The 21,322-nt window shown below is 65.3% G+C and carries 21 protein-coding genes; 17 read left to right on the top strand and 4 right to left on the bottom strand.

Annotated features, from left to right (window positions below):
* Positions 1–47 precede the first annotated feature (47 nt).
* The 6 genes from OSH10_RS18270 (at position 48) to OSH10_RS18245 (ending at position 5,273) form a co-directional block, all read left to right on the top strand.
* Positions 48–1,238, top strand: coding sequence for an enolase C-terminal domain-like protein (locus OSH10_RS18270; protein WP_266333409.1), 1,191 nt, complete (start codon positions 48–50; stop codon positions 1,236–1,238).
* Between the two features lie 5 nt (positions 1,239–1,243).
* Complete coding sequence (locus tag OSH10_RS18265) at positions 1,244–2,017, top strand: IclR family transcriptional regulator (RefSeq protein ID WP_266333408.1); 774 nt, start codon at positions 1,244–1,246, stop codon at positions 2,015–2,017.
* Between the two features lie 9 nt (positions 2,018–2,026).
* Positions 2,027–2,329 (top strand): L-rhamnose mutarotase, encoded by a 303-nt coding sequence (locus OSH10_RS18260; protein WP_266333407.1) that lies wholly within the window; start codon positions 2,027–2,029, stop codon positions 2,327–2,329.
* Between the two features lie 87 nt (positions 2,330–2,416).
* Entirely contained in the window at positions 2,417–3,334 is a 918-nt protein-coding gene (locus tag OSH10_RS18255) for a dihydrodipicolinate synthase family protein (RefSeq protein ID WP_266333406.1), read from the top strand.
* Between the two features lie 3 nt (positions 3,335–3,337).
* On the top strand, positions 3,338–4,366 hold the full coding sequence (locus tag OSH10_RS18250; protein WP_266333405.1) for an aldo/keto reductase: 1,029 nt from the start codon (positions 3,338–3,340) through the stop codon (positions 4,364–4,366).
* A gap of 25 nt (positions 4,367–4,391) precedes the next feature.
* The gene (locus OSH10_RS18245; protein ID WP_266333404.1) at positions 4,392–5,273 is read left to right on the top strand and encodes an amidohydrolase family protein; all 882 of its coding nucleotides are present in this window, start codon (positions 4,392–4,394) and stop codon (positions 5,271–5,273) included.
* Between the two features lie 32 nt (positions 5,274–5,305).
* Here OSH10_RS18245 and OSH10_RS18240 read toward each other — a convergent pair whose 3' ends face one another.
* Positions 5,306–6,115: a universal stress protein gene (locus OSH10_RS18240; protein WP_266333403.1), complete on the bottom strand. Its 810-nt coding sequence runs from the start codon at positions 6,113–6,115 to the stop codon at positions 5,306–5,308.
* Positions 6,116–6,416: 301 nt separating this feature from the next.
* On the opposite strand from OSH10_RS18240, the gene OSH10_RS18235 reads away from it, so the two are divergent.
* Both OSH10_RS18235 and OSH10_RS18230 read left to right on the top strand, forming a co-directional pair.
* Positions 6,417–6,860, top strand: coding sequence for a MaoC/PaaZ C-terminal domain-containing protein (locus OSH10_RS18235; RefSeq protein ID WP_266333401.1), 444 nt, complete (start codon positions 6,417–6,419; stop codon positions 6,858–6,860).
* Between the two features lie 18 nt (positions 6,861–6,878).
* Positions 6,879–7,757, top strand: a complete 879-nt coding sequence (locus tag OSH10_RS18230) for an amidohydrolase family protein (protein WP_266333400.1) — start codon at positions 6,879–6,881, stop codon at positions 7,755–7,757.
* A gap of 65 nt (positions 7,758–7,822) precedes the next feature.
* Here OSH10_RS18230 and OSH10_RS18225 read toward each other — a convergent pair whose 3' ends face one another.
* The gene (locus OSH10_RS18225; RefSeq protein ID WP_266333399.1) at positions 7,823–8,803 is read right to left on the bottom strand and encodes a LacI family DNA-binding transcriptional regulator; all 981 of its coding nucleotides are present in this window, start codon (positions 8,801–8,803) and stop codon (positions 7,823–7,825) included.
* 162 nt (positions 8,804–8,965) lie between these two features.
* On the opposite strand from OSH10_RS18225, the gene OSH10_RS18220 reads away from it, so the two are divergent.
* The 7 genes from OSH10_RS18220 (at position 8,966) to OSH10_RS18190 (ending at position 16,518) form a co-directional block, all read left to right on the top strand.
* Complete coding sequence (locus OSH10_RS18220) at positions 8,966–10,174, top strand: CaiB/BaiF CoA transferase family protein (protein WP_266333398.1); 1,209 nt, start codon at positions 8,966–8,968, stop codon at positions 10,172–10,174.
* Between the two features lie 48 nt (positions 10,175–10,222).
* The gene (locus OSH10_RS18215) at positions 10,223–11,200 is read left to right on the top strand and encodes a substrate-binding domain-containing protein (RefSeq protein WP_266333397.1); all 978 of its coding nucleotides are present in this window, start codon (positions 10,223–10,225) and stop codon (positions 11,198–11,200) included.
* A gap of 186 nt (positions 11,201–11,386) precedes the next feature.
* Positions 11,387–12,385 (top strand): ABC transporter permease, encoded by a 999-nt coding sequence (locus OSH10_RS18210; protein ID WP_266333395.1) that lies wholly within the window; start codon positions 11,387–11,389, stop codon positions 12,383–12,385.
* Positions 12,386–12,432: 47 nt separating this feature from the next.
* Positions 12,433–13,398 (top strand): sugar ABC transporter substrate-binding protein, encoded by a 966-nt coding sequence (locus tag OSH10_RS18205; RefSeq protein WP_266333394.1) that lies wholly within the window; start codon positions 12,433–12,435, stop codon positions 13,396–13,398.
* Between the two features lie 52 nt (positions 13,399–13,450).
* Positions 13,451–14,926: a sugar ABC transporter ATP-binding protein gene (locus OSH10_RS18200; RefSeq protein ID WP_266333393.1), complete on the top strand. Its 1,476-nt coding sequence runs from the start codon at positions 13,451–13,453 to the stop codon at positions 14,924–14,926.
* Between the two features lie 15 nt (positions 14,927–14,941).
* Complete coding sequence (gene rbsD, locus OSH10_RS18195) at positions 14,942–15,433, top strand: D-ribose pyranase (protein WP_266333392.1); 492 nt, start codon at positions 14,942–14,944, stop codon at positions 15,431–15,433.
* A 20-nt stretch (positions 15,434–15,453) separates the two neighbouring features.
* Positions 15,454–16,518, top strand: coding sequence for a Gfo/Idh/MocA family protein (locus OSH10_RS18190; RefSeq protein WP_266333391.1), 1,065 nt, complete (start codon positions 15,454–15,456; stop codon positions 16,516–16,518).
* A gap of 76 nt (positions 16,519–16,594) precedes the next feature.
* Here OSH10_RS18190 and OSH10_RS18185 read toward each other — a convergent pair whose 3' ends face one another.
* Positions 16,595–17,293: a FadR/GntR family transcriptional regulator gene (locus OSH10_RS18185; protein WP_266333390.1), complete on the bottom strand. Its 699-nt coding sequence runs from the start codon at positions 17,291–17,293 to the stop codon at positions 16,595–16,597.
* 127 nt (positions 17,294–17,420) lie between these two features.
* Positions 17,421–18,470: a LacI family DNA-binding transcriptional regulator gene (locus OSH10_RS18180; protein WP_266333389.1), complete on the bottom strand. Its 1,050-nt coding sequence runs from the start codon at positions 18,468–18,470 to the stop codon at positions 17,421–17,423.
* A gap of 214 nt (positions 18,471–18,684) precedes the next feature.
* Here OSH10_RS18180 and OSH10_RS18175 point away from each other — a divergent pair, with 214 nt between their 5' ends.
* Positions 18,685–19,545, top strand: coding sequence for an amidohydrolase family protein (locus OSH10_RS18175; protein WP_266333387.1), 861 nt, complete (start codon positions 18,685–18,687; stop codon positions 19,543–19,545).
* A 48-nt stretch (positions 19,546–19,593) separates the two neighbouring features.
* Positions 19,594–21,322 (top strand): IlvD/Edd family dehydratase (locus tag OSH10_RS18170; protein ID WP_266333386.1); only part of this gene is annotated, 1,729 nt, incomplete at its 3' end.

The raw sequence follows: 21,322 nt of genomic DNA, 5'->3' as shown, positions 1-21,322 counted from the left end.
CCCTCGCCTTCATCTCGCGCCCTTTCGCCTGCCAGAGGACTGCATCCGTGAAAATCACCGATATCAAGATCAAGACGTTCAAGACCTGGGCCGACCGCTGGGACGTGGGCCACGCTCTGCCCGTCCCCAAGGCCGACCTGATGCAGACCGTGCTGGCGATCGACACCGACGAGGGCGTCACCGGCTATTATTTCGGCGGCGGCTCGCATGGAGATGCCGAGGGGCTGAACGTCGTCGACCAGCAGATGATCCGCGGCCGCATCCTGCCGCTGCTGCGCGGCCAGGATCCGCTCGACCGCGAGATGGTGTGGAAATGGCTCTGGGTCGCCAACATCCCGGAAAACGTCGCGAGCGTCATCGACAATGCGCTGTGGGATCTCGCGGGCCGCGCCTTCAACACGCCGGTCTACAAGCTGATGGGCGGCGCAGGCCGCGAGAAGGTCAAGGCCTATGCCTCGACCTATCCGAATATCGGCGTGCCGCGCGTCTATGCCGAGCACGCGCTCGCCTGCAAGGAGGAAGGCTACCAGGCCTACAAGATCCACCCGCATTATTTCTGGAACCCGGAGACCGGCCAGCCGACGCCCGGACGCCCCTCCAACATCAAGGCGGATATCGAGACCTGCCATCTCGTTCGCGAGGCGGTCGGCCCGGACTATGTGCTGATGTTCGACCCCTGGGGCACCTACATGACCATGGAGGAGGCGATCCAGGTCGGCCGCGAGCTGGAGAAGCTGAACTTCTACTGGTACGAGCACCCGATGCCGGAATACCGGGTCGAAAGCTATGTCCGCCTGTCGCGCGAGCTGTCGATCCCGATCCTGTCGCCGGAGATCGTCGCCGGCGGCGTGTTCAGCCGCGCCGAATGGATCCTGCGCGGCGCCGGCGACATGAGCCGCATCGACGTCGTGCGCGGCGGCATCACCGGCGCCCGCAAGACGGCCATCGTCGCCGAGGCCTATGGCCTGCGCTGCGAGATGCACATGGCCGGCTGGGGCAACCTCCAGGTACTCGGCGCTACCTCGGAAGACACCTCCGAATATTACGAGAAGGGCCTGCTGGCCCCCGGCGTCGACTATGACGCGCCGCATCCGTACCTGAAAAATACCTGCGACCGGATCGACAGCGAGGGCTATGTCCACATGCCCAAGGGTCCCGGCATGGGCTACGAGATCGAGTGGGATTACATCGACGACAATCTGATCGACCCGTTGGCGCTCGAAAAGAAGTTCTGGTAGCCGCGATGTCGAGCATCCGCCGATCCGTGCAGGTGATGGAACTGCTGGCGCGCAAGAGCCCGCTCGGCGTGCGCGCCGTCGCCACCCAGCTCAGCCTGCCGCTCGGATCGGTGCATCGCCTCCTGCTCGATCTCGAGCAGGAGGGCATCGCCGAGCGCACGCCCGGCGGCGAATGGGAGCTGTCGTTCCGCCTGCTGGAAATCTGCGGCCTGCAGTTGGAGCGGATCGCCCTGCCGGCGCTCTCCCGTCCGTTTGCCGAGAAGATCGCCGAAACGACGGGCGAGACGGTCAACATCAACGCATTGAGCGGCAAGCATGGTGTGTGCATCGACAAGGTGCGCGGCAATGACGGCATGCAGCTCGACATGCGGATCGGCGCGCGCGGCTCGCTTCATTGCGGCGGCGCCGGCAAGGCGATGCTCGCCTTCATGAGCGAGGCCGAACAGCGCGAGGTGCTCGACGGTGCCCTTCCCGCCTATACCGCGAAGACGATCACCGATGCCGGTGTGCTGGAGGCGGAACTGAAGCGCATCCGCCATCGCGGCTATTCGATCGACGACCAGGAAGTGGTGCTCGGCGTCTACTGCGTTTCGGTGCCGATCTTCGACGCCATGGCGCGACCGGTCGGGGCCATGAGCATCACCGGACCGTCGCCCAAGAAGCCCGGCCCCGAAATCCTGCCGCTGGTCGCGATGCTGAACGAGGCCTGCGGCCATGTCAGCCGCCGCCTGGGCTTTCGCGGCACCTGGCCGGCCGCCGCCGGCGAAGCGAAACAGTGAGGGGCGGACATGCGGGTCGCATGGGTGATGAAGCTGAAGCCAGGCCATGAGGCGATCTACAAGCAGAAGCACGACGAGATCTGGCCGGAAATGCTGGCCAACATGGAGCGCGACGGCATCCGCAACTTCTCGATCTATCGCTACGGGCTGCTGCTCTTCGCCTATCTCGAACGCGATCACGAGCCGCCACCCGGCGCGCCGCACGACCCGGTCACGCTGCGCTGGTGGAAGATGATGGAGCCCTACATGGAATACAATGACGACGGCACGCCCTGGCAGGCGCCCCTCGAAGAAATGTTCCACAAATCCTAGGGCGTTCCCGCGAACCGATACCGCTTCGCACGAAGACGCGCCCCAGACCCAGACAAGCATTCATTCCGAAGAGCCGAGAAGAACATCATGTCCCTCCCCGCGCTGCACGGCGTCGTGCCGATCCTGGTTACGCCGTTCCATGACGACGGCCGGATCGACGAGGAAAGCCTCGCCAACCTGGTCGAGTTCAACATCGCAGCCGGTGTGCATGGGCTCGGCGTCGCGCTGGGCAGCGAGGTGTTCAAGTTCAACGAGGCCGAGCGCGCCCGGGTGACGCGCGTGGTGATCGACGCAGCAGCCAAGCGCGTGCCGATCGTCATCAATTCCGGCGCCTCCGGCACGGATCTCGCCGTGTTCTATTCGAAGGCGGCGGAGGCCGCGGGGGCCGACATGCTGATGGTGATTCCGCCCTCCTTCATGCCGATCAGCGCCGAGGAGATCTTCGACTACTACAAGGCGATCGATGCCGCCGTCGGCATCCCTGTTATCCTGCAGGACGTGCCGCAGGCGCCGATATCGCCCGGCCTGGCGCTGAAGATCGCGGCCGAATGCCCGAACGTGCGCTACATCAAGGTCGAGACCCTGCCGGTCACCAGCAAGGTCGCCGCCATGTCGCAGCAGGCCGGCGACCACCTGACCATCTTCGGCGGCGCCGGCGGCAGCTATTTCATCGAGGAACTGCGGCGCGGGGCCTTGGGAACCATGCCGTTCTGCAGCCAGCCGGCGGATTTCGTCGCCGTCTGGGACGCGTTCCGCCAGGGCGACGAGGCCAGGGCACGCCAGCACTTCGACGCGACGATCATGGCGATCAACCGCCTCGCCATACAGGGCGGCGACATCTTCTATTTCATTCACAAGCAGATCCTGGTCCGCCGCGGCGTCATCCGCACCGCCTTCGTCCGTAGCCCGACGACGACCATCGACCCGATCACGGCGCGCGAGATCGAGGAGTTGATCGCACAGATCGTGCCGACCGCCATGCCCTTCGGCCGGCTCGCGGCCTGAATCATGGATCCGTTTGCACGGCGCACGCTCGGGCGCACTCCCCTCCGCCTGCCGCAACTCGGCTTCGGCGGCGCGCCGTTCGGCAACCTCTTCACCATCGTCAGCGACGACGAGGCCGAGGCGACGCTGCAGGCCGGCTGGGACGCGGGCTTGCGCTATTTCGATACCTCGCCCTGGTACGGACGGGGGCTCTCCGAGCACCGCATCGGCCGCTTCCTGCGCCGGCAGGCGCGTGGGGAATTCTGGCTTACCACCAAGGTCGGCCGTGTCTTTACCGCCCCCGCCGACCCCGACGCTTTCGCTGCCAGTAAGCGCGACTGGCCGAACGGGCTGCATTTCGAGCACCGCCACGACTACAGCTATGACGGCGTCCTGCGCGCTTATGAGGACAGCCTGCAGCGGCTCGGGCTCGACCGCGTCGATGCGCTGCTGATCCACGATCTCGACCTCGCCAATCTCGGTTCCGAGGCGCTGGTATCCGCCCATCTGACGCAGCTTGCGACCGGCGGCATGCGGGCCTTGCAGGAGTTGAAGGCGGCCGGCCGCATCGGCGCCATCGGCGCCGGCATCAACCGGCTCGGCACGATTCCGCGCTTCCTGGAATTGCTCGACCTCGACTTCTTACTGGTCGCCCTGCCCTATACGCTCGCCGAGCAGCCGGTGCTCGACCACGAATTCCCGCTCTGCGAAGAGCGCGGCGTCGGCATCGTCATCGGCGGCGTCTTCGCCTCCGGCATCCTGGCGACCGGCGTCGTTCCCGGCGCGACCTACAATTACCACCCGCCGACGCCGGCCGAGGCCGCGCATGTGCGCGGAATCGAGGCCGTCTGCTCCCGCCACAGCGTGCCGCTCGCCGCCGCCGCGCTGCAGTTTCCGCTGCACCATCCCCTCGTCGCGTCGGTGATCCCCGGCGGCTTCCGCCCGGATCACGTCACCCGCAACATCGCCTCGATGCAGCACCCCATCCCCGACGCGCTCTGGGCCGAGTTGAAGCATGAGGGCCTGCTGCGAGCCGATGCGCCGACGCCCTGAGGCAAACCGAAAAAGAGAGCCGCCGATGCCCGCCTTTCCGATCGTCGACACCCATCTGCATCTCTGGGATCCGGCCCGCCTCGACTACGCCTGGATCCAGGGCAACCCGCTGTTCGACCGGCCCTATCACGTCGAGGACTACGCCCGCGATCTGGGATCGGTCGCGGTCGAGGCGATGGTGTTCCTCGAATGCTTCGCCGATTTCGACGCCGAGCGCGGGCAATATCTGGAGGAAGTCCGCTTCGTCGAGGACGAGGCAAGGCGCGATCCGCGCCTGACGGCGATCGTGCCGATGGCGCCGCTCGAACGCGGCGCGGGGGTAGAGCCGATCCTGGCCGAGATGGCCGAGACGCATCCGATGGTGAAGGGCATCCGCCGGATCGTCGAGTTCGACGCCGATCCCCGTGCGCTGACCTTGAGCCCGGACTTCATCACCGGCGTGAATTTGCTCGACCGGTTCGGCATGCATTTCGAGATCAACGTCAACTACACCCAGATGGACATCGTCCGCGACTTCGTGAGGCATGTCCCGGATGTGCCGCTGATCCTCGATCACTGCGGCAAGCCCGGCATCCGGGCCGGCGCGATCGAACAGTACCGCGCCGACATCGCCGAACTGGCACGCCACCCCAATCTCTGGATCAAGCTCTCCGACCTGCCGGTCGAAGCCGACCACCGAAGCTGGACCGAGGCGGATCTCCGTCCCTTCATCGCGGCGACGATCGAGACCTTCGGCCTCGACCGGGTGATCTATGCCGGCGACTATCCCGTCTGCCTGCAGGCAACCACCCTGCCCCGCTGGGTCGAGGTGCTGGACCGAGCCTTTGCCGATCTCGGCCTTTCGGAAGCCGACACGCGAAAAATCTATCGCGACAACGCCAACGCCTTCTATCGGTTGGGCCTGTAGGCCTTCCTTGCCGGATTGCGCCCGGCTGGAGCTCAGTGGCTCATCAGGCAGGCCACGGTGGCGGTTTCCAGCATGCCGCGCGTCGTTCCGCCAAATACCCATTCCCGCGCGCGGGCCCGGCCATAGCCGCCCATGACGACGAGATCGGCGTCCTGCTCCCCGGCAAAGTTGCAGATCCGGGTGGCGGAAGGCTCCGAGTTCTCCCCGAGCGCAACAGAGGTGGCGGCGATGCCGTGCCGCCCCAGGAAGGCGACGACGTCCTCCGCGCCCCGCCGCCATCGCGACTCGCTTTCCGGCGACGGCATGGTCAGGATCGAGACACGGCTCGCCCGCCGCAGGAAGGGCAGCGCGTCGGTGACGCTGCGGCGCGATTCCCGCGTGTCCTTCCAGGCGACGACGATGTTCTTGCCAGTCGGAGCCTGCGTATCCGGCGGGAGCAGCAGGATCGGCCGCCCGGCGCGAATGAGCACATCGCCCGGCTCGACCGAATTATTGGGCGCGCTCGCCCCGCGCCGCCCCAACACGATGAGATCGGCCCGACGCGACTGCTCGGCGATGAAGCCGGCCGGATAGGTCATGGCCGAACACCATTCCATCCGCGCGGCGCTGCGATCGGCAGCATTGCGGAACAGCCTCTCGGCGCTCCTCAGCCCCGTCTCCGCCGTGTCGCGCTGCAACAGCGAGTATTCACCGACCATGGCGCCGACCGTGAGCGGGTCGAGCAACGACGCCTCGGAGGCGCAGGCCGCGATGCCGATCAGCGTCGCATCGAAACGCTCGGCAAGATTGCAGGCAGCGTCCACCCTTGCGGCAGCCGACCTCGTATCATCGATATGAACCATCAATGTCCCGATAGACATCGTCACTCCATCCATTGCTCCAGCCCAGCCAGTCCTGTCACGCCGGTCGATGGGCGACCTTGCGCCAGATCAAGGGACAGGCCGAAAGGCGCAGCGCCACCCGAATGCCGCAGGGGGAGCCTCGCCCGGCGTGTTTACGAGGCCATAAAGGCCCCGCGCGGTGCCCGGCGGTCACCGCTTGTAGTGCATTAATGATAGCGCTAACCTGACATCGGCCCCAATCGGCGAAAATGGCCTCGCCGGTTAACAAGAGGCTAACAAGAAGCGCTGTTAGAGGACGACAATGGCCCGCTATTTCGAAGATTTTCACGAGGGGGATGAGCTCTGGTCGCCCGGCCGGACCATCACCGAATCCGACGTCATGGCCTTTGCCGGACTCTCGGGCGACTACAACCCCGCCCATACCGACTACCAGTTCGCGTCCAAGGGACCGTTCGGCAAGCCGATCGCGCATGGATTGCTGGCGCTGATCGTCTCGGCCGGCCTCGCCGACCGGGATGGTGGGCTCGACGGCACCGCCGTGGCCTTGCTTGGCGTCAACTGGCAGTTCAAGAAGCCGGTATTCTTCGGCGACACGATCCGCCTGAAGCTGACCGTCGGCAGCACGCGCCGGACCAGCAAGGGCGATCGCGGCGTCATCGTGCGCGATATCGCCGTCTACAATCAGAATGACGAAATCGTGCAGCTGGGCGCGTTCACCACCATGGTCCTGGCGCGGCCGGCCTGACACTGACGGGAGGAAACAATGACCAACGAGCCATTCGAATTCGTCGACGCCCACCACCATTTGTGGGACCTGAAGAGCGGGATCCGCTACGGCTGGCTGACCGACAAGCCCTTCGTCGGCCACCCCTCGGGCGACTATTCCGCCATCATGAAGGACTATCTGGTCACCGACCTGCAGCGCGAAGGCGCGCCGGTCAACCTGATCAAGTCCGTGCATATCGAAACCGCCGATGGAGAGGTCGATACGGTCCGCGAGACCGAGTGGCTGCAGAAGGTCGCCGACGAACACGGCATGCCGAACGGCATCATCGCGCGGGTCGATCTCGCCGCCGACAATGCGGCCTCGGAATTGGACCGGCACCGTCAATACGCCAATTTCCGCGGCGTGCGCATGCTCTCCTTCATCGGCCTCGATTTCCTCGATGACCCGGCTTTCCGTCGCGGCTTCAACGAATTGCAGAAGCGCGACCTGATCTACGACATGGATGCCGGCTGGCCGCAGATGGGCAAGGCGTTTGATCTAGCCCGCGATTTTCCGCGCTCGACCATCATCCTCGGCCATTGCGGATTTCCGAAGCAGCGCACGGTTCCCTATTTCAACGAGTGGCGCAAAGGCATCCAGCATCTCGCCAAGGCGCCCAACGTCGCCTGCAAGCTGTCCGGGCTTGCCATGGTCGATCATGAGTGGACGGTGGAGACGATCCGCCCCTGGATCGAGGTCTGCATCGAGGCCTTCGGCCCGTCGCGCTGCATGTTCGGCACCAACTGGCCGCTGGATGGCCTGTTCAGCGACTACCCGACGGTGGTCAACGCCTATCGCGAGATCGTATCCGGCTATTCGGCCGACGAGCAGCGCCAGCTTTTCCGCACCACGGCCGAAGGCTGGTACCGGATCTAGCGCATGTCCAAGGAATAGTGGATCGCCGCTATCCCTTGGAGATAAATGAAAAGGTCGCGGCGGCGTCAGGCGCTGCCGCGACGGATCAACTGGTGCTGGAGCACGACGCTGGCGGGTTTGTCGTCGCCATCAAGTCGCGCCAGCAGCAGTTCGGCCGAGGCGCGCCCCATCACGTCGGGCTGGATCTTCACCGTGGTGAGCGCCGGCGTCACCAGCGAGGCGAGGTCGAAATCGCCGAAGCCGCAGATCGCCAGTTGCTCCGGTACCCGCAGGCCGCGCCGGTTGCATTCGAGCAGCGCCGCGAGCGCCAGGCTATCGGCCGAGAAGAAAATCGCATCCGTCATCGGCGCCTTCTGCAGCACCTGGTCGAGGCCGCTGATGCCGTCCTGGGTGCTCATCGGCAGCACCAGTTCGATCCGGAGCGGCGGCGGCAGGTCCGCCTCCTCCAGCGCTTTCGAGAGGCCGATGAAACGGCCGTTCGCGCGCGAATCCTGGTGCGCGGCACCGCCGACAAAAGCGATGCGGCGCGAGCCGCGGGCCGCCAGCAGCGAGCCGACGTCATGGCCGGCCGCGATGTTGGAGAAGCCGGCAGCGCAATCGAGCGGCGCGGTGTCGGTATCCCAGGTCTCGACCACCGGCACACCGCTCTGGCGCATCAGGTCCATGGCGCGCGGCGTGTGATGCAGGCCGGTCAGGATGAAGCCCATCGGCCGCCGTTCCAGCAGAGTCTGGATGATCTGCTCCTCGCGCACGGCCGAATACTCGCTATTGCCGATGACCACCGAGATGCCGCGCATCTCCAGCGTGTCGATCGTCGCCTTGACCTGGGCCGAGAAGGCCGAACTCGACAGGGTCGGGATGATGACGGCCACGACGCGGCTGCTGTTGGAGGCCAGGTTCCGCGCCGCCTCGTTGGGAATGTAGTTCAGCTCGCGAATCGCGTCGTGCACGCGCTTGCGGGTTTCCTCCGTCACCATCTCCGGCCGGCCGATGACGCGGGAAACGGTCTGGGCCGAGACTCCGGCCCGGCTGGCGACGTCCGACATCGTGACGACACCCGCCCCGGCTGGAGCATTTCCAAATCGTCTCCGACGCATTGACAGCCTCCCATGTTGGCGCTAACAAATATACCGACTTGTTAGCGCTATCACAACGATCAACACAGCCGCCATATTTCAATTGGCGAAAAAATTCGAGCGGGAGAGGCAATGAGCCAGGAAAAGCGGAACAAGGCCCAGATCCTTTCGGGCTACCGCGTGCTGGACTGCACGGTTGCGATGTCGGGTCCGTTCGCGGCCCAGCGCATGGGCGACATCGGCGCTGACGTGATCAAGATCGAGCCGGTCGAGGGCGAGTGGCAGCGGCGCATGCCGGCGGGCGGCGGAAATCGCAAGATCAACGCCTCGTTCCTGTCGCTGAACCGCAACAAGCGCAGCCTGGCGATCAATCTGAAGGCTCCGGAAGGCCAGGCCGCCCTGCACAAGCTGGTCAAGGACGCCGACGTCTTCATGCAGAACTATCGCCCGCATGTGGCGAAGAAGCTGGGCGTCGACTACGACACGCTGAAGGCGATCAACCCGCGCCTGATCTATGTCTCGATCTCCGGCTATGGCGCCGAGGGCCCCTATTCTGCCCGGCCCGGCCAGGACCTGTTGCTGCAGGCGCTCTCCGGCGCGATGTATTCGACCGGCCAGGCGGACGGACCGCCCCAGCCGATCGGCCAGTATGTCGTCGACGCGACCACCGCCTATGCCGCCTTCGAAGGCGCGCTGGCCGCGCTGCTGCACCGCGAGCGCACCGGCGAGGGCCAGCTCGTCGAGGTCAACATGCTCGACGCGGCCATCTCCTTCCAGATGCAGGAGCTTTCCGTCTTCACCATCGACGGCAAGCCGCAGAAGCGCACGCAGGAGCCGCACGGCCACGTTTATATCCGAGCGCCCTATGGCGTGTTCGCGACACAGGACGGCTATGTCGCCCTCGCCTTCCCGCAACTCGCCAAGCTCGGCGAACTGTTCGACGAGCCCGCCTTCCTGGCGATGAATGACGACGTCGATCCGTTCGAGCAGCGCGACCTGATCCACCAGCTGGTGGCCAAGCACAGCGCGAAGTGGAAGCAGGCCGACTTGATCGAGGCGATGCTGGCGCTTGGCCTCTGGGCCGGCCCGGTCAACGATTTCGCCAAGACGGTCGAGGATCCGCAGGTGAAGTTCAATGGTAGCTTCGTCGAATACGAACATCACTCCGAGGGCCATCTGAAGACCCCCGGTTTTCCCATCCGCTTCAGCAAGACCCCGTCGACGGTGGAGAGAGGCGCGCCGCTGGTCGGCGAGCATAGTCGCGAGGTCCTTGGTGCCGCGGGTTTCGAGGCTGAGGAGATCGACCGTCTGATCTCGGAAGGCGTTATCGGCGCGCCCTAGGCGCGCGAGGAAGGGCGGCGAATGCCGCCGTCGATGAGGGAGGATACCATGACCTATACCAAGCGTCAGTTCATCGCTCTGGCAGGCGCGTTCGGCCTGCTGGCTTCTGTCGCGATGCCGGCGGCGCAGGCCGCAGGCAAGCAGATCGTCTATCTTTCGGCCGGGCTCGACGCGCCTTTCTGGCGTTATGTGTCGAAGGGCGTCGAGGCGGCGGCGAAGGAGCACGGCTACGACTTCGTCGCGCTCGATTCCCGCAACAATACCCAGACGCAGCTGCAGAATACGCAGGATGCGATCGTCAAGGGCGCGACCGGCATCGTCCTGTCGCCCACCGACTCCTCGACCGCACCGGCCGTTCTCGGTCTCGCCCAGAAGGCGAACATCCCGGTAAGCTTCGCCGGCATCGGCACGACTTCGGGCGAATACGTCACCTTCGTCACGTCGAATGACGAGGCGGGCGCCTATGACGTCGGCAAGGCGCTTGCCAAGGCGTTTGAAGCCAAGGGCTGGAAGAATGCCGAAGTCGGCATGGTCACCATCTCCCAGGCCCGCCAGAACGGCGTCAAGCGGACCAACGGCTTCGTCAAGGCGATGGAAGAAGCCGGCCACAAGATCGTAGCCCGCAACGAGATGCAGACCTACACGGCCGACGAAACCTATCGTTTCGTGCAAGACATGCTGACGGCGCATCCCGAAATGCGCGGCATCTTCGTCCAGACGGATTCCCCGACGCTGGGCGCCAAGCGCGCCGTCGACGCGATGCGTCGCGGTGGCGAGACCCTGATCGCCGCCTTCGACGGCGTGCCGGAATTCCTGCCCATGATCGAAGGCGGCTCGATCGTCGCCAGCGGCATGCAGCAGCCCTACCTGATGGGCAAGACGGCGGGCGAAAGCGTCATCGCCAAGCTCGAAGGCGGCAAGACGGAGAAGGAAGTCGTGCTTCCGATCCTGACGGTCAGCAAGGACAACCTCGCGACCATTCTGCCGGATATCAAGCTGACGGTTTTCGCCGGCGAACTGAAGTAATCGGCCGGTCGGCGGCCTTGCGCCGCCGGCCCGTCCGTCCGCCCTGCCCGATACGGCAATGGGCCAAGCCATTTCATGAAATCAACACCCTGCGAGCCGGGCCGCATCGTTGCGCGCCGCCTCGTGGACCAACGGATACGGAATCGTCCGCACGCTGAGCTGCGACGATGCGAGGGAGATAGGATGATGACGAACGTCGCAACGGGCAGCCCCGCGCAGGGTGGACTGGTACAATCGGCGCGAGGGCTGCTGCTGACCCGGGAGGCCGGTGTCTTCGGGGCATTGCTGGCGCTCTGCATCGTCTTCGCCATCGCGAGTCCCGTGTTCCTGACGGGCCAGAATATCCTCAACCTGCTGCGCCAGATCTCACTGCTCGGCGTGCTGGCGATCGGCGCCACCTATGTCCTGATCATCTCCGAGGTCGATCTCTCGGTCGGCTCGCTCTATGGCTTCGCCGGCATGGTCGGCGGCCTGCTGATCGTCAGTGGCGTGCCGGAAGTCGCCGCGATCCTGATCACGCTGACGCTGGGCCTCGCGATCGGCGCGATGAACGGCGCCATCACGGTCGCGGGACGCATCCCCTCCTTCATCACCACGCTTGGCACGCTCTATCTGATCCGCGGCGCCACGCTGGTGATGAGCAACGGCATGCCGGTTTCCCTGCCGCACGGCCAGGGCGCCGCCCCGATCCTCACCGGGCTGGCTCAGGGAAGCCTGTTTGGCAACCTGTCGAACCAGGTGCTGGTCCTGATCGTCGTCGCCGTGCTCGGCTTCTTCCTGCTGCACAAGACGACCTTCGGCTTCCACATCTTCGCCGTCGGTGGCAATGACCGCGCCGCCCGCATCGTCGGCGTGCCGGTTTCGCGCACCAAGATCATCGCCTTCGCGATCGCCGGCCTGCTCGCATCCTTCGCCGGCATCATCAATTTCGGATTTCTCGAAAACGTCCAGCCCGTCACGGGCATCGGCCTGGAGCTGGATGTCATCGCCGCGGTCATCATCGGTGGCACGCGGCTTGGAGGCGGCGAGGGTTCCATCCCCGGAACCCTGCTCGGTGTGCTGCTGATCGGCGTCGTACGCAACGGCCTTATCCTGCTGGGTGTGACGCCCTTCTGGCAAACCACGCTGATCGGAGCGGTCGTGCTGACCGCGGCGCTGATCGGCGGACTGACGTCGAAGAAATAGCCATTCGACCCATCAACTGAACGAACTTCATCTGGGAGGATACCACCATGCTACGCGCAACACTCTTTGCGGGCCTCGCGACCCTCGCGCTGCTCGTGCCGGCCGCGGCCGCCGACTTCACGCTGTCGCCGGCGATCAAAGCCCGCGCGGCCGCCAAGGAACAGCCGACCTTCGTCGTCTCCTATCATGACCCCGCGCTCTCGGTCGCCGTGCCGATGCGCAACGGTGTCGAGGCTGCCGGCAAGGAATTCAACGTCAACGCGCTGTTCACCGGCCCGGTTGGCGGCGGCGCCGAGAAGCAGGTTGCCGAGCTCGAGAACTGGATCACCAAGGGCGTCGACGGCCTCGCCGTCTCGTCCTCCTCGACCGACGCGCTCGCGCCGGTGATCAACAAGGCGCTCGCCGCCGGCATCCCGGTCGTCACCTTCAACACCGACAATCCGGCTTCGCAGCGCCTGACCTTCGTCGGCCAGGACCTCGTTTATTCCGGCGTCGTCATGGGCGAGACGCTGGTCAAGGAAATGGGCGAAAAGGGCAAGATCCTGATCTTCACGGTCGACGCCGCTGCCCAGTGGTCGAAGGATCGCGAGAACGGCGCCCGCCAGGCGCTCGCCAAGCACCCCGGCATCACCATCGCCAGCCTGGTGAACACGACCAACGAGCCGCAGCAGATCTACGCCGCGATCGAGAACGCCGTTCTGGCCAATCCGGATATCACCGGCATCATCTCGCTCGATTGCTGCTCGTTCCCCGCGATCGGCCAGTATCTCGAGCGCAACGGCATGGCCGGCAAGATCCCGGTCGTCGGTTCCGACCTGCTGCCGCAGACGCGTGAACTGATCATTTCGGGCGCGCTGACCTCGACCATCACGCAGAACCCGCAGCGCCAGGGCCACGACGCCGTGCTCGTGCTCAACCAGATCTATGCCGAAGGCAAGATGCCTCCGAGCCACACCGACACTGGCGTCGAAGTCATCGACAAGTCCAACGTCGAAAAGCACCAGGCCGAGTAAGGCCCGCTGCCTTTCTGCCCTGCCAATTGATCCAGAACGAGAGTATTCGCCGATGACTTCGATGCTTCAGCTTCGCGACCTGGGAAAATCCTTCGGGAGCTTCTGGGCGCTGCGCAATGTCAGCATTGAGTTCAAGCAGGGCGAGGTTCATGCACTCGTCGGAGAGAACGGCGCGGGCAAGTCGACGCTGATCAAGCTGATCGCCGGCGTCTACCAGCCAAGCGAGGGGGCCATCATCGGCCCCCTCGGCACCGAACTGAAGATGAAGACGCCGCGCGATGCGCTCTCCTGCGGCATCGGCGTCGTGCACCAGGAACTCGACCTGTTCGACAATCTGACGGTGGCCGAGAACATCGCGCTCGGCATCGACGACAGCGGCTTCGTCAAGCCGTCCAAGGACAAGATGGCGGCGCGGGCGCGCAAGGCGCTCGACGAACTCCAGGAACAGAAAATCCTTCCCTCGATGCGAGTCGGCGACATTTCCTCGTCCGACAAGCAGCTGGTTGCCGTCGCCAAGGTGCTGACCTGGGACGCGAAGGTAATCATCTTCGACGAGCCGACCTCGGCGCTGAACGCGGCCGAAGCCGCCCGCCTGCTGGAGCGCATCCGCCACCTGCGCTCGGTCGGCGTCACCGTGATCTATGTCTCGCACAAGCTCGGCGAGATCTTCTCGATCGCCGACCGCATTTCGGTCATTCGCGACGGCACGTTGATCACCACCCGTCCGGTTGCCGAGTTCGACCATGAGAAAGTGGTCGACGCGATGCTGGGCCGCCAGCCGGCCGAGATCTTCCCGGTCCAGGTCAAGCCGCGTCCGACCAAGGAAGTTCTGCTCGACGTCGCCGACGTGCATGGCCGCGAACTGGCTGGTGCCTCGCTGAAGGTGCGCGCCGGCGAGATCGTCGCCCTGGCCGGCCTGCCGGATTCCGGCCCCTCCTCGCTGCTGCGCCACATCTTCGGCATGGACCACGCCACCTCGGGCACGATCTCGATTTCGGGGCGGCCCATCGGTCGCTCCACGCCCCGCGCCGCCATCCGCAGCGGTATCGCCTATCTGCCGGCCGACCGGCTGCGCGAGGGCATCCTGCCGCTGATGAGCGTCTTGCGGAACGCCGAGGCGACCGATGAAGCCATGCACGCGAGCGACGGGTCGACGCGCCGGGGCAAGGCGCTGGCCGCTATCAAACGCCTCTCGGTCCGAACGTCGTCGATCCTGAACCGCATCACCTCGCTCTCGGGCGGCAACCAGCAAAAGACGCTGATCGCCCGCTGGCTGGTGATGGATCCGAAGGTGCTGATGCTCGATGACCCGACGCGGGGCGTCGATATCGGCGCCAAGTCGGAGATCTATCATATCCTGCGCGGCATCGCCGATTCCGGCGCCGCCGTCGTCTTCACCTCGTCGGACTCGCTGGAACTCGCGCGCCTGTCCGACCGCATCCTGCTTTTCCGCGGCGGCAAGATCGTCGACGAGATCGTGCGGGACGTTACCCATGCCGAACTCGACCGTGCGATCAGCGCGGCTTAACAGAGGAAGAAACCCATGAAGCGCTCCGGTATTCTCAACGCCGAACTCGCCGAAGCCATTGCCACGATGGGCCATGGCGACATCATGATGATCGTCGATGCGGGCTTCCCGATCCCCAGCGACGCCTGGCGCATCGACCTCGCCATCAGCGCCGACCTCCCGACGCTCGACCAGCTCTATTCGGTGATCGCACCGGAACTGATCGTCGAGAAGGTGATGTTCGCGTCCCAGGTCGCCGAGCACAACAAGCCGCTCTATCGCTCGCTCACCACCTGGTTCGACGAGCGCGACTTCGAGCCCGTCACCTATGAGGATACCGTCGGTCCGCTGGCGCAGAAGGCCAAGGTCATCGTCCGCTCCGGCGCGCTCGACCCCTGGGGCAACATCGCGCTCGTCGGCGGCGTCGATTACAAGGCCTATTTCAACGACCCGGAATGCGCCGTGCCGGACATGTACCGCAAGTGGCTCGACCGCGAGCCCTTCGTCCCCGGCGCCAAGCGCCGCTAGTCCGACCGGAAGGAGCACACATGGCTGAGACAGCCCAGGCCGGGCGCAAGGCGCGCATCGGCATCATCGGCGCCGGCTCCTGGGCCGTCGCCAACCACCTGCCGATCCTGAAGCGCCATCCGGGCGTCGAGCTGGTCGGCGTCGCGCGGCCCGGCGCCGCGGAACTGGCCAAGGTCAAGGAGGCGTTCGGTTTTGCGCACGCCTACGAGACCTATGAGGAACTGCTCGCCAATGTCGAGATGGACGGCGTCATCATCGCGTCGCCGCACCATCTGCACGCCGAACAGGCCATGGCGGCGCTGGCCAAGGGCAGCCACGTCATGGTCGAGAAGCCAATGGCGACCAATTCGGACGACGCGCGCAAGCTGATCGCGGCCGCCGAAGCCGCCGGCCGCGAGATCCTCGTGCCCTATGGCTGGAGCTTCCAGCCCTATTTCAAGAAGGCGCACGAACTGGTCGCCTCGGGCCGCATCGGCCGCATCCGCCATGTCTCGGCACAAATGGCGACGCCGATCGAGGACCTCGTCTCGGGCGGCGAGCTGCAGGGCACCGAGAACGAGATGTTCCGGCCCGAACGCGCCACCTGGGCCCATCCCGGCACTGGCGGTTATGGCTGGGGCCAATTGGTCCACATGCTGGGCGGCCTGTTCTATGTGACGGATCTGGAGCCGGAGAGCGTGTTCGCGCTGCTCGGCAAGTCGGCGATCGACACCGACATCCACAATGCGCTTGCCATGACCTTTGCCGGCGGCGCCACCGGTTCGCTGTCGGGCTCCGCCTCGGTGCCGCCCGGATCGCCGTTCCAGGTCGACATCCGCCTGTTCGGTACGGAGGGTATGCTGCTGCTCGACGTCGAGCGAGAGCGGCTCTGGCTGCGCCGGCTCGACGGCCAGGACGAGGCGATGGCGATCGAGCCCGGCGCGGGCGCCTATACCTGCGTCACGCCGGTGGAGGCCTTCGTCGACATTTGCCTCGGCATCCCGACCGAAAACTGCGGCAACGCACAGGTCGGCCTGCGCTCGGTGCAGGTGGTCGAGGCCATGCTGAAATCGGGCGAGACACGAACGATGGCCGACGTCGCATAAGCCTCGCTCGTTCACCCCACGATCCCCATCGCCCTGCCGGGAAACCGGTGGGGCGGTTGGCGTTTCAAGGCTGGCTCTACAGGCCCAGCCGGCGAGACGAGTTGGTCAGGTGCGAGCGCATCGCGGCGGCCGCGGCGGCGGGATCGCGCGCCTGGATCGCCTCGAAAATCCGCTGGTGCTCACCGTGCGCGATCGCCTGCGTCCTGGTGAAGTCGAGCGAGCGCAGCGCCATGAGAATGCTCTCCTTCAGCTTCACGTCGACAAAGGCGATGAACAACGAGACGAACGGGTTCTTCGTCGCGCCGGCCACGGCGCGGTGGAACGCGATGTCCGTCTCGACATAGGCGCTGTGCAGGTCCTTGACCTCGGCCAGATTGTCGATGCAGCGGGCCATTTCCGCAAGATCTTCGTCGGTGCGCTGGATCGCGGCCAGTTCGGCCGCGCCGGTCTCCAGCATCAGCCGCAATTCGTAGAGGTGGCGGTAGTCTTCCGGAACCGCGAGGCTGTTTGGCTCCAGCGTGAGGGAATTGGCTGCCTCGGGCGAGGCCACGAAGGCGCCGATGCCCTGGCGCGAGACGACCAGCCCCTCATGCCGGAGCTTGGCGATCGCCTCGCGGATCACGGCGCGGCTGACGCCATGCTGGGCCGAGAATTCCTGCTCGGTCGGCAGCCGGTCTCCGGGCTTCAGGGTTCCGCGCAGGATCTCGAAGCGCACAAAGGCGGCGACCTGGGATGGAAGCCCCTGTCGGCTGACCTTGTTCGGATTGATGTCCATCGCGGCGTCGCTTCCCTCATCCGGTTCCACCCGGCGGAACACGCCCGGTGGAACTCAACAAGGCCTCATACGCTGACTTGCCCCCTCAAGCCAACCTTCCACGGCATTCCGGACGGCCGCCGCGATCTCAGGTCGTTTCACCCAGCTCGAAATAGACGGGCAGCACCAGTTCGCGGGTCGGGAAACGTCCCTCCTCGAAACGGGTGAGCAGCATCTGCCCTGCCCGCTCGCCGAGCTCATATGCCGAGGAAATGACCGTCGTCACGAGCGGCCTGGCGTAGCGGCGCTGCTCGAAGCCGTTGAAGCCGGTTATCTTCACCCGCTCCGGCACGGCGATGCCCCGATCGAGCAGGATCGACATTGCCGCGATGGCGAAGCGATCATTGCCGCCGACGATCGCGTTCGGCAGGGGGTGGCGGTCGAGATAGCCGATGACGGCGGCCCGGGCGCTGTCGAACTCCTCGGTTTCCGCGTGCACCACATCGATGCGGACATCGCCCCCCGCCGCCAGGAACCCCTCGCGCAAGCCGGCAACGCGCTGATCGATCGCCGGCCAGTTCTGGCTCGGCACGACCACCAGCACGGTCCCGACGCGACGGGCGGCCAGGTGGTCGGCAAGCAGCCTGCCGCCGCCGGCATCATCCTGGCGGACAATGCAGGTTTCCTGATTGGGCGAGGCGATTGGCTCCTGCATCAGGACCAGAGGCTGATCCAGGTTGATCAGGCTGTTCAGGATAGCGTTGCGCTCGTCCGGCGGGCCGGACAGCACGACGCAAAAGCCGTCGACCGCAAAATTGCGGATGATCGACGACTGGTTGAACTGGCCGGCGCGGATGCCCTGGACGGTAACGGTGTGGTCGGCGGTGCTCAGCACGTTGCAGAGGCCGGCAACGACATGGGCGTTGAAATGATCGACCAGGAAGGACGGCGACTCATCGACGAAGATCATGCCGACAGAGCGGCGGCGCGAAACGCGAAGGCTCCGGGCGCTGTGCTGGACGCGGTAGTTGAGGCGGGCGATCTCGCGCTCGACGGCCTTGCGGGTCCGCTCGCTGACGAATTGATGCTTGCCGTTGACCACGTTGGAAACGGTCATCGGCGAAACGTCGGCCGCCTTGGCGACATCCTTTATCGTGACACGCTTTCGCGGGGCGCGGCCGGAATCATTGTCCGACATGGAACTCGTTCATCCTCTTTTGGCCCTTGGGCTTCGTTTGTCCACCCCGGCCCGCGATTCAACGCTTCAACTTTCGAATTAACGGATCATTCAGCGGCTTTTGCCGCCGGAAGCAATCCCCCATTTCACGATCCGCCTCTTGACAGGGTCAAGTGGGGTGTAATTTAACGTTAAACAACACAGACGCAGATCCTGGAAAAACGAGGGGCCGATCATGCTGGTGGACTGCCACGTCAATATCTACAACGATGACCAGGTTACTCCGCTCTATGGCCAGCAGGCAGGCCTGGCCCGCGCGGCAGGCCTCGCCCCCAAGGCGGATGCGGATACGCTGGCCCGCGAAATGGCCGATGTCGACAAGGCCATCATCTTCTCGTTGCGCTACAAGGATTCGATCGGCGTCGACGGCAATGACGAGGTCACCGCCGCCGCGGTTGCCAAATATCCCGACAAGTTCGTCGGTTTCGCCGCCGTGGATCCCCGCATGCCCAACTGCATGGATCTCCTGGTCCACGCCGTGGAGGATCTGAAGCTCAAGGGCGTCAAGTTCGGCCCGATCTACAATGGCGTCTCGCTGCTCGATCCGCGGCTGGAGCCGGTCTACGAGTATCTGCAGAAGAACAACCTGCCGCTTACCATGCATATGGGCACGACCTATGGCCGCAACGCGCCGGTCAACTATGGCCGCCCGCTCGACGTCGATACGATCGCGCTGCGCTATCCGGACCTGAAGATGATCATGGCCCATATGGGCCACCCCTGGTACGAAGAGTGCATCATCGTCGCGCGCAAGCAGCCGAACGTCTATTGCGAGGTATCGGCGCTGCACTACCGCCCGTGGCAGTTCTACAACATCCTGGTATGCGCCCAGGAATACACCATCACCGATCGCAACAAGATCTTCTGGGGCACGGACTTTCCGTTTGCCCGCGTCGCGGAATCGGTCGAAGGACTGAAGAACATCAACAGCCAGGTCGAGGGCACGCCGTTGCCGCGCGTCGCCGACACGACGATCGACTACATCCTGAATTCCAATCCGTTCGAACATTGGTGGCATGGCGGCCTCGCCGTCTGAGCGAGCATCCCTCGCCTGAACTGACCTCCAGCGGCCGATGGATTCGAAATGGCAGACGACAGCAGGGACAAGAAGGGTTTCCGCAGCCGGGAGTGGTTCGGCCGGCAGGATTCCTACGGCTTCATCTATCGAAGCTGGCTGCGCAACCAGGGCCATACGGCCGAGATGTTCGACGGCCGCCCGGTCATCGGCATCTGCAACAGCTGGTCGGACCTCAACCCCTGCAACGGCCATCTGCGGGAACTGGCCGAGCATGTGAAGCGCGGCGTCTATGCCGCCGGCGGCTTCCCGCTGGAGTTTCCCGTCACGTCGCTCGGCGAAGCGCTGATGCGCCCGACCGCCATGCTGTTCCGCAATCTCGCCAGCATGGATGTCGAGGCCTCGATCCGCGCCAACCCGATCGATGGCGTCGTGCTGCTGGTCGGCTGCGACAAGACCACCCCGGCCGCGCTGATGGGTGCGGCCAGCGTCGACGTCCCGACGATCGTCGTCTCCGGCGGGCCGATGCTTTCGGGCTCCTGGGAAGGACGCCGCATCGGCTCGGGCACCGACGTCATCCGCTTCAAGGAAGCGGTGCGCGCCGGCACCATGTCGCTGCAGGACTTCATGGCGGCGGAAACCGCGATGTCGCCCAGCACCGGCTCCTGCATGACCATGGGCACCGCCTCGACCATGGCGAGCCTCTGTGAAGGGCTGGGCGTCGCCCTCCCCGGCAATGGCGCCATTCCAGCCGTCGATGCGCGTCGCCACGCCATTTCCTTCGAGGCCGGCCAGCGCATCGTCGCCATGACACGTGAAGGCCTGCGCCTCTCCAGGATCCTGACACGCGAAGCCTTCGAAAACGCCGTCGTCCTCAACGCGGCGCTCGGCGGCTCCACCAATGCCGTGGTGCATCTGCTGGCGATCGCCGGGCGGCTCGGCGTCCCGTTTACGCTGGAAGACTGGGACAGGCTCGGCAGCGACGTGCCCTGCCTGCTCAACCTGATGCCATCGGGCGAATATCTGATGGAGGACTTCTTCCGCGCCGGTGGCGTGCCGGCCGTGCTGAACGAGATCGCGTCGCTGCTGAACGGAGACGCGCTCACCGTCACCGGCCGAACGCAATCGGAAAACAATGCCGCCGCGGTGCGCCATGACGAACGGGTCATCCTGCCGCTCGACAAGCCATTCCGCCCCAAGGCCGGCATCGCCGTGCTGCGCGGCAACCTCGCCCCCTCCGGCGCGGTGATCAAGCCATCGGCCGCGACGCCGGAACTGCTCGTCCATCGCGGCCGCGCCGTCGTGTTCACCTCGGCCGACGATCTGAAGGCGCGCATCGACGATCCCGACCTGCCGGTCGACAAGGACAGCATGCTGGTGCTGCAGAACTGCGGCCCGCGCGGCTATCCCGGCATGGCGGAGATCGGCAACATGCCGATCCCGTCCAAGCTGCTGCGCGAGGGCATTACCGACATGGTGCGCATCTCGGATGCGCGCATGAGCGGCACCGCCTTCGGCACCGTCGTGCTGCATGTGGCGCCGGAAGCCGCCGCCGGCGGCCCCCTCGCCCTGGTCCGCGACGGCGACATGATCGCGCTCGATGTGCCGGGCCGATCAATCCACCTGGAAGTCGACGACGCCGAACTGGCGCGTCGTCGCGCCCAACTCAAGCCCTTCGCGTCGCCCTATGCGCGCGGCTATGAGCGGCTCTATGTCGACCACGTCATGCAGGCCGATTCCGGGGTCGATTTCGACTTCCTGGTTGGCGGCAGCGGCGACTACGTCCCACGGGAATCGC

This window comes from Kaistia defluvii (assembly GCF_026343955.1).
GTDB classification, from domain to species: Bacteria; Pseudomonadota; Alphaproteobacteria; order Rhizobiales; family Kaistiaceae; genus Kaistia; species Kaistia defluvii.
Note: the sequence above shows the minus strand (reverse complement) of the source record. Positions and strands in the feature narration are given on the sequence as shown.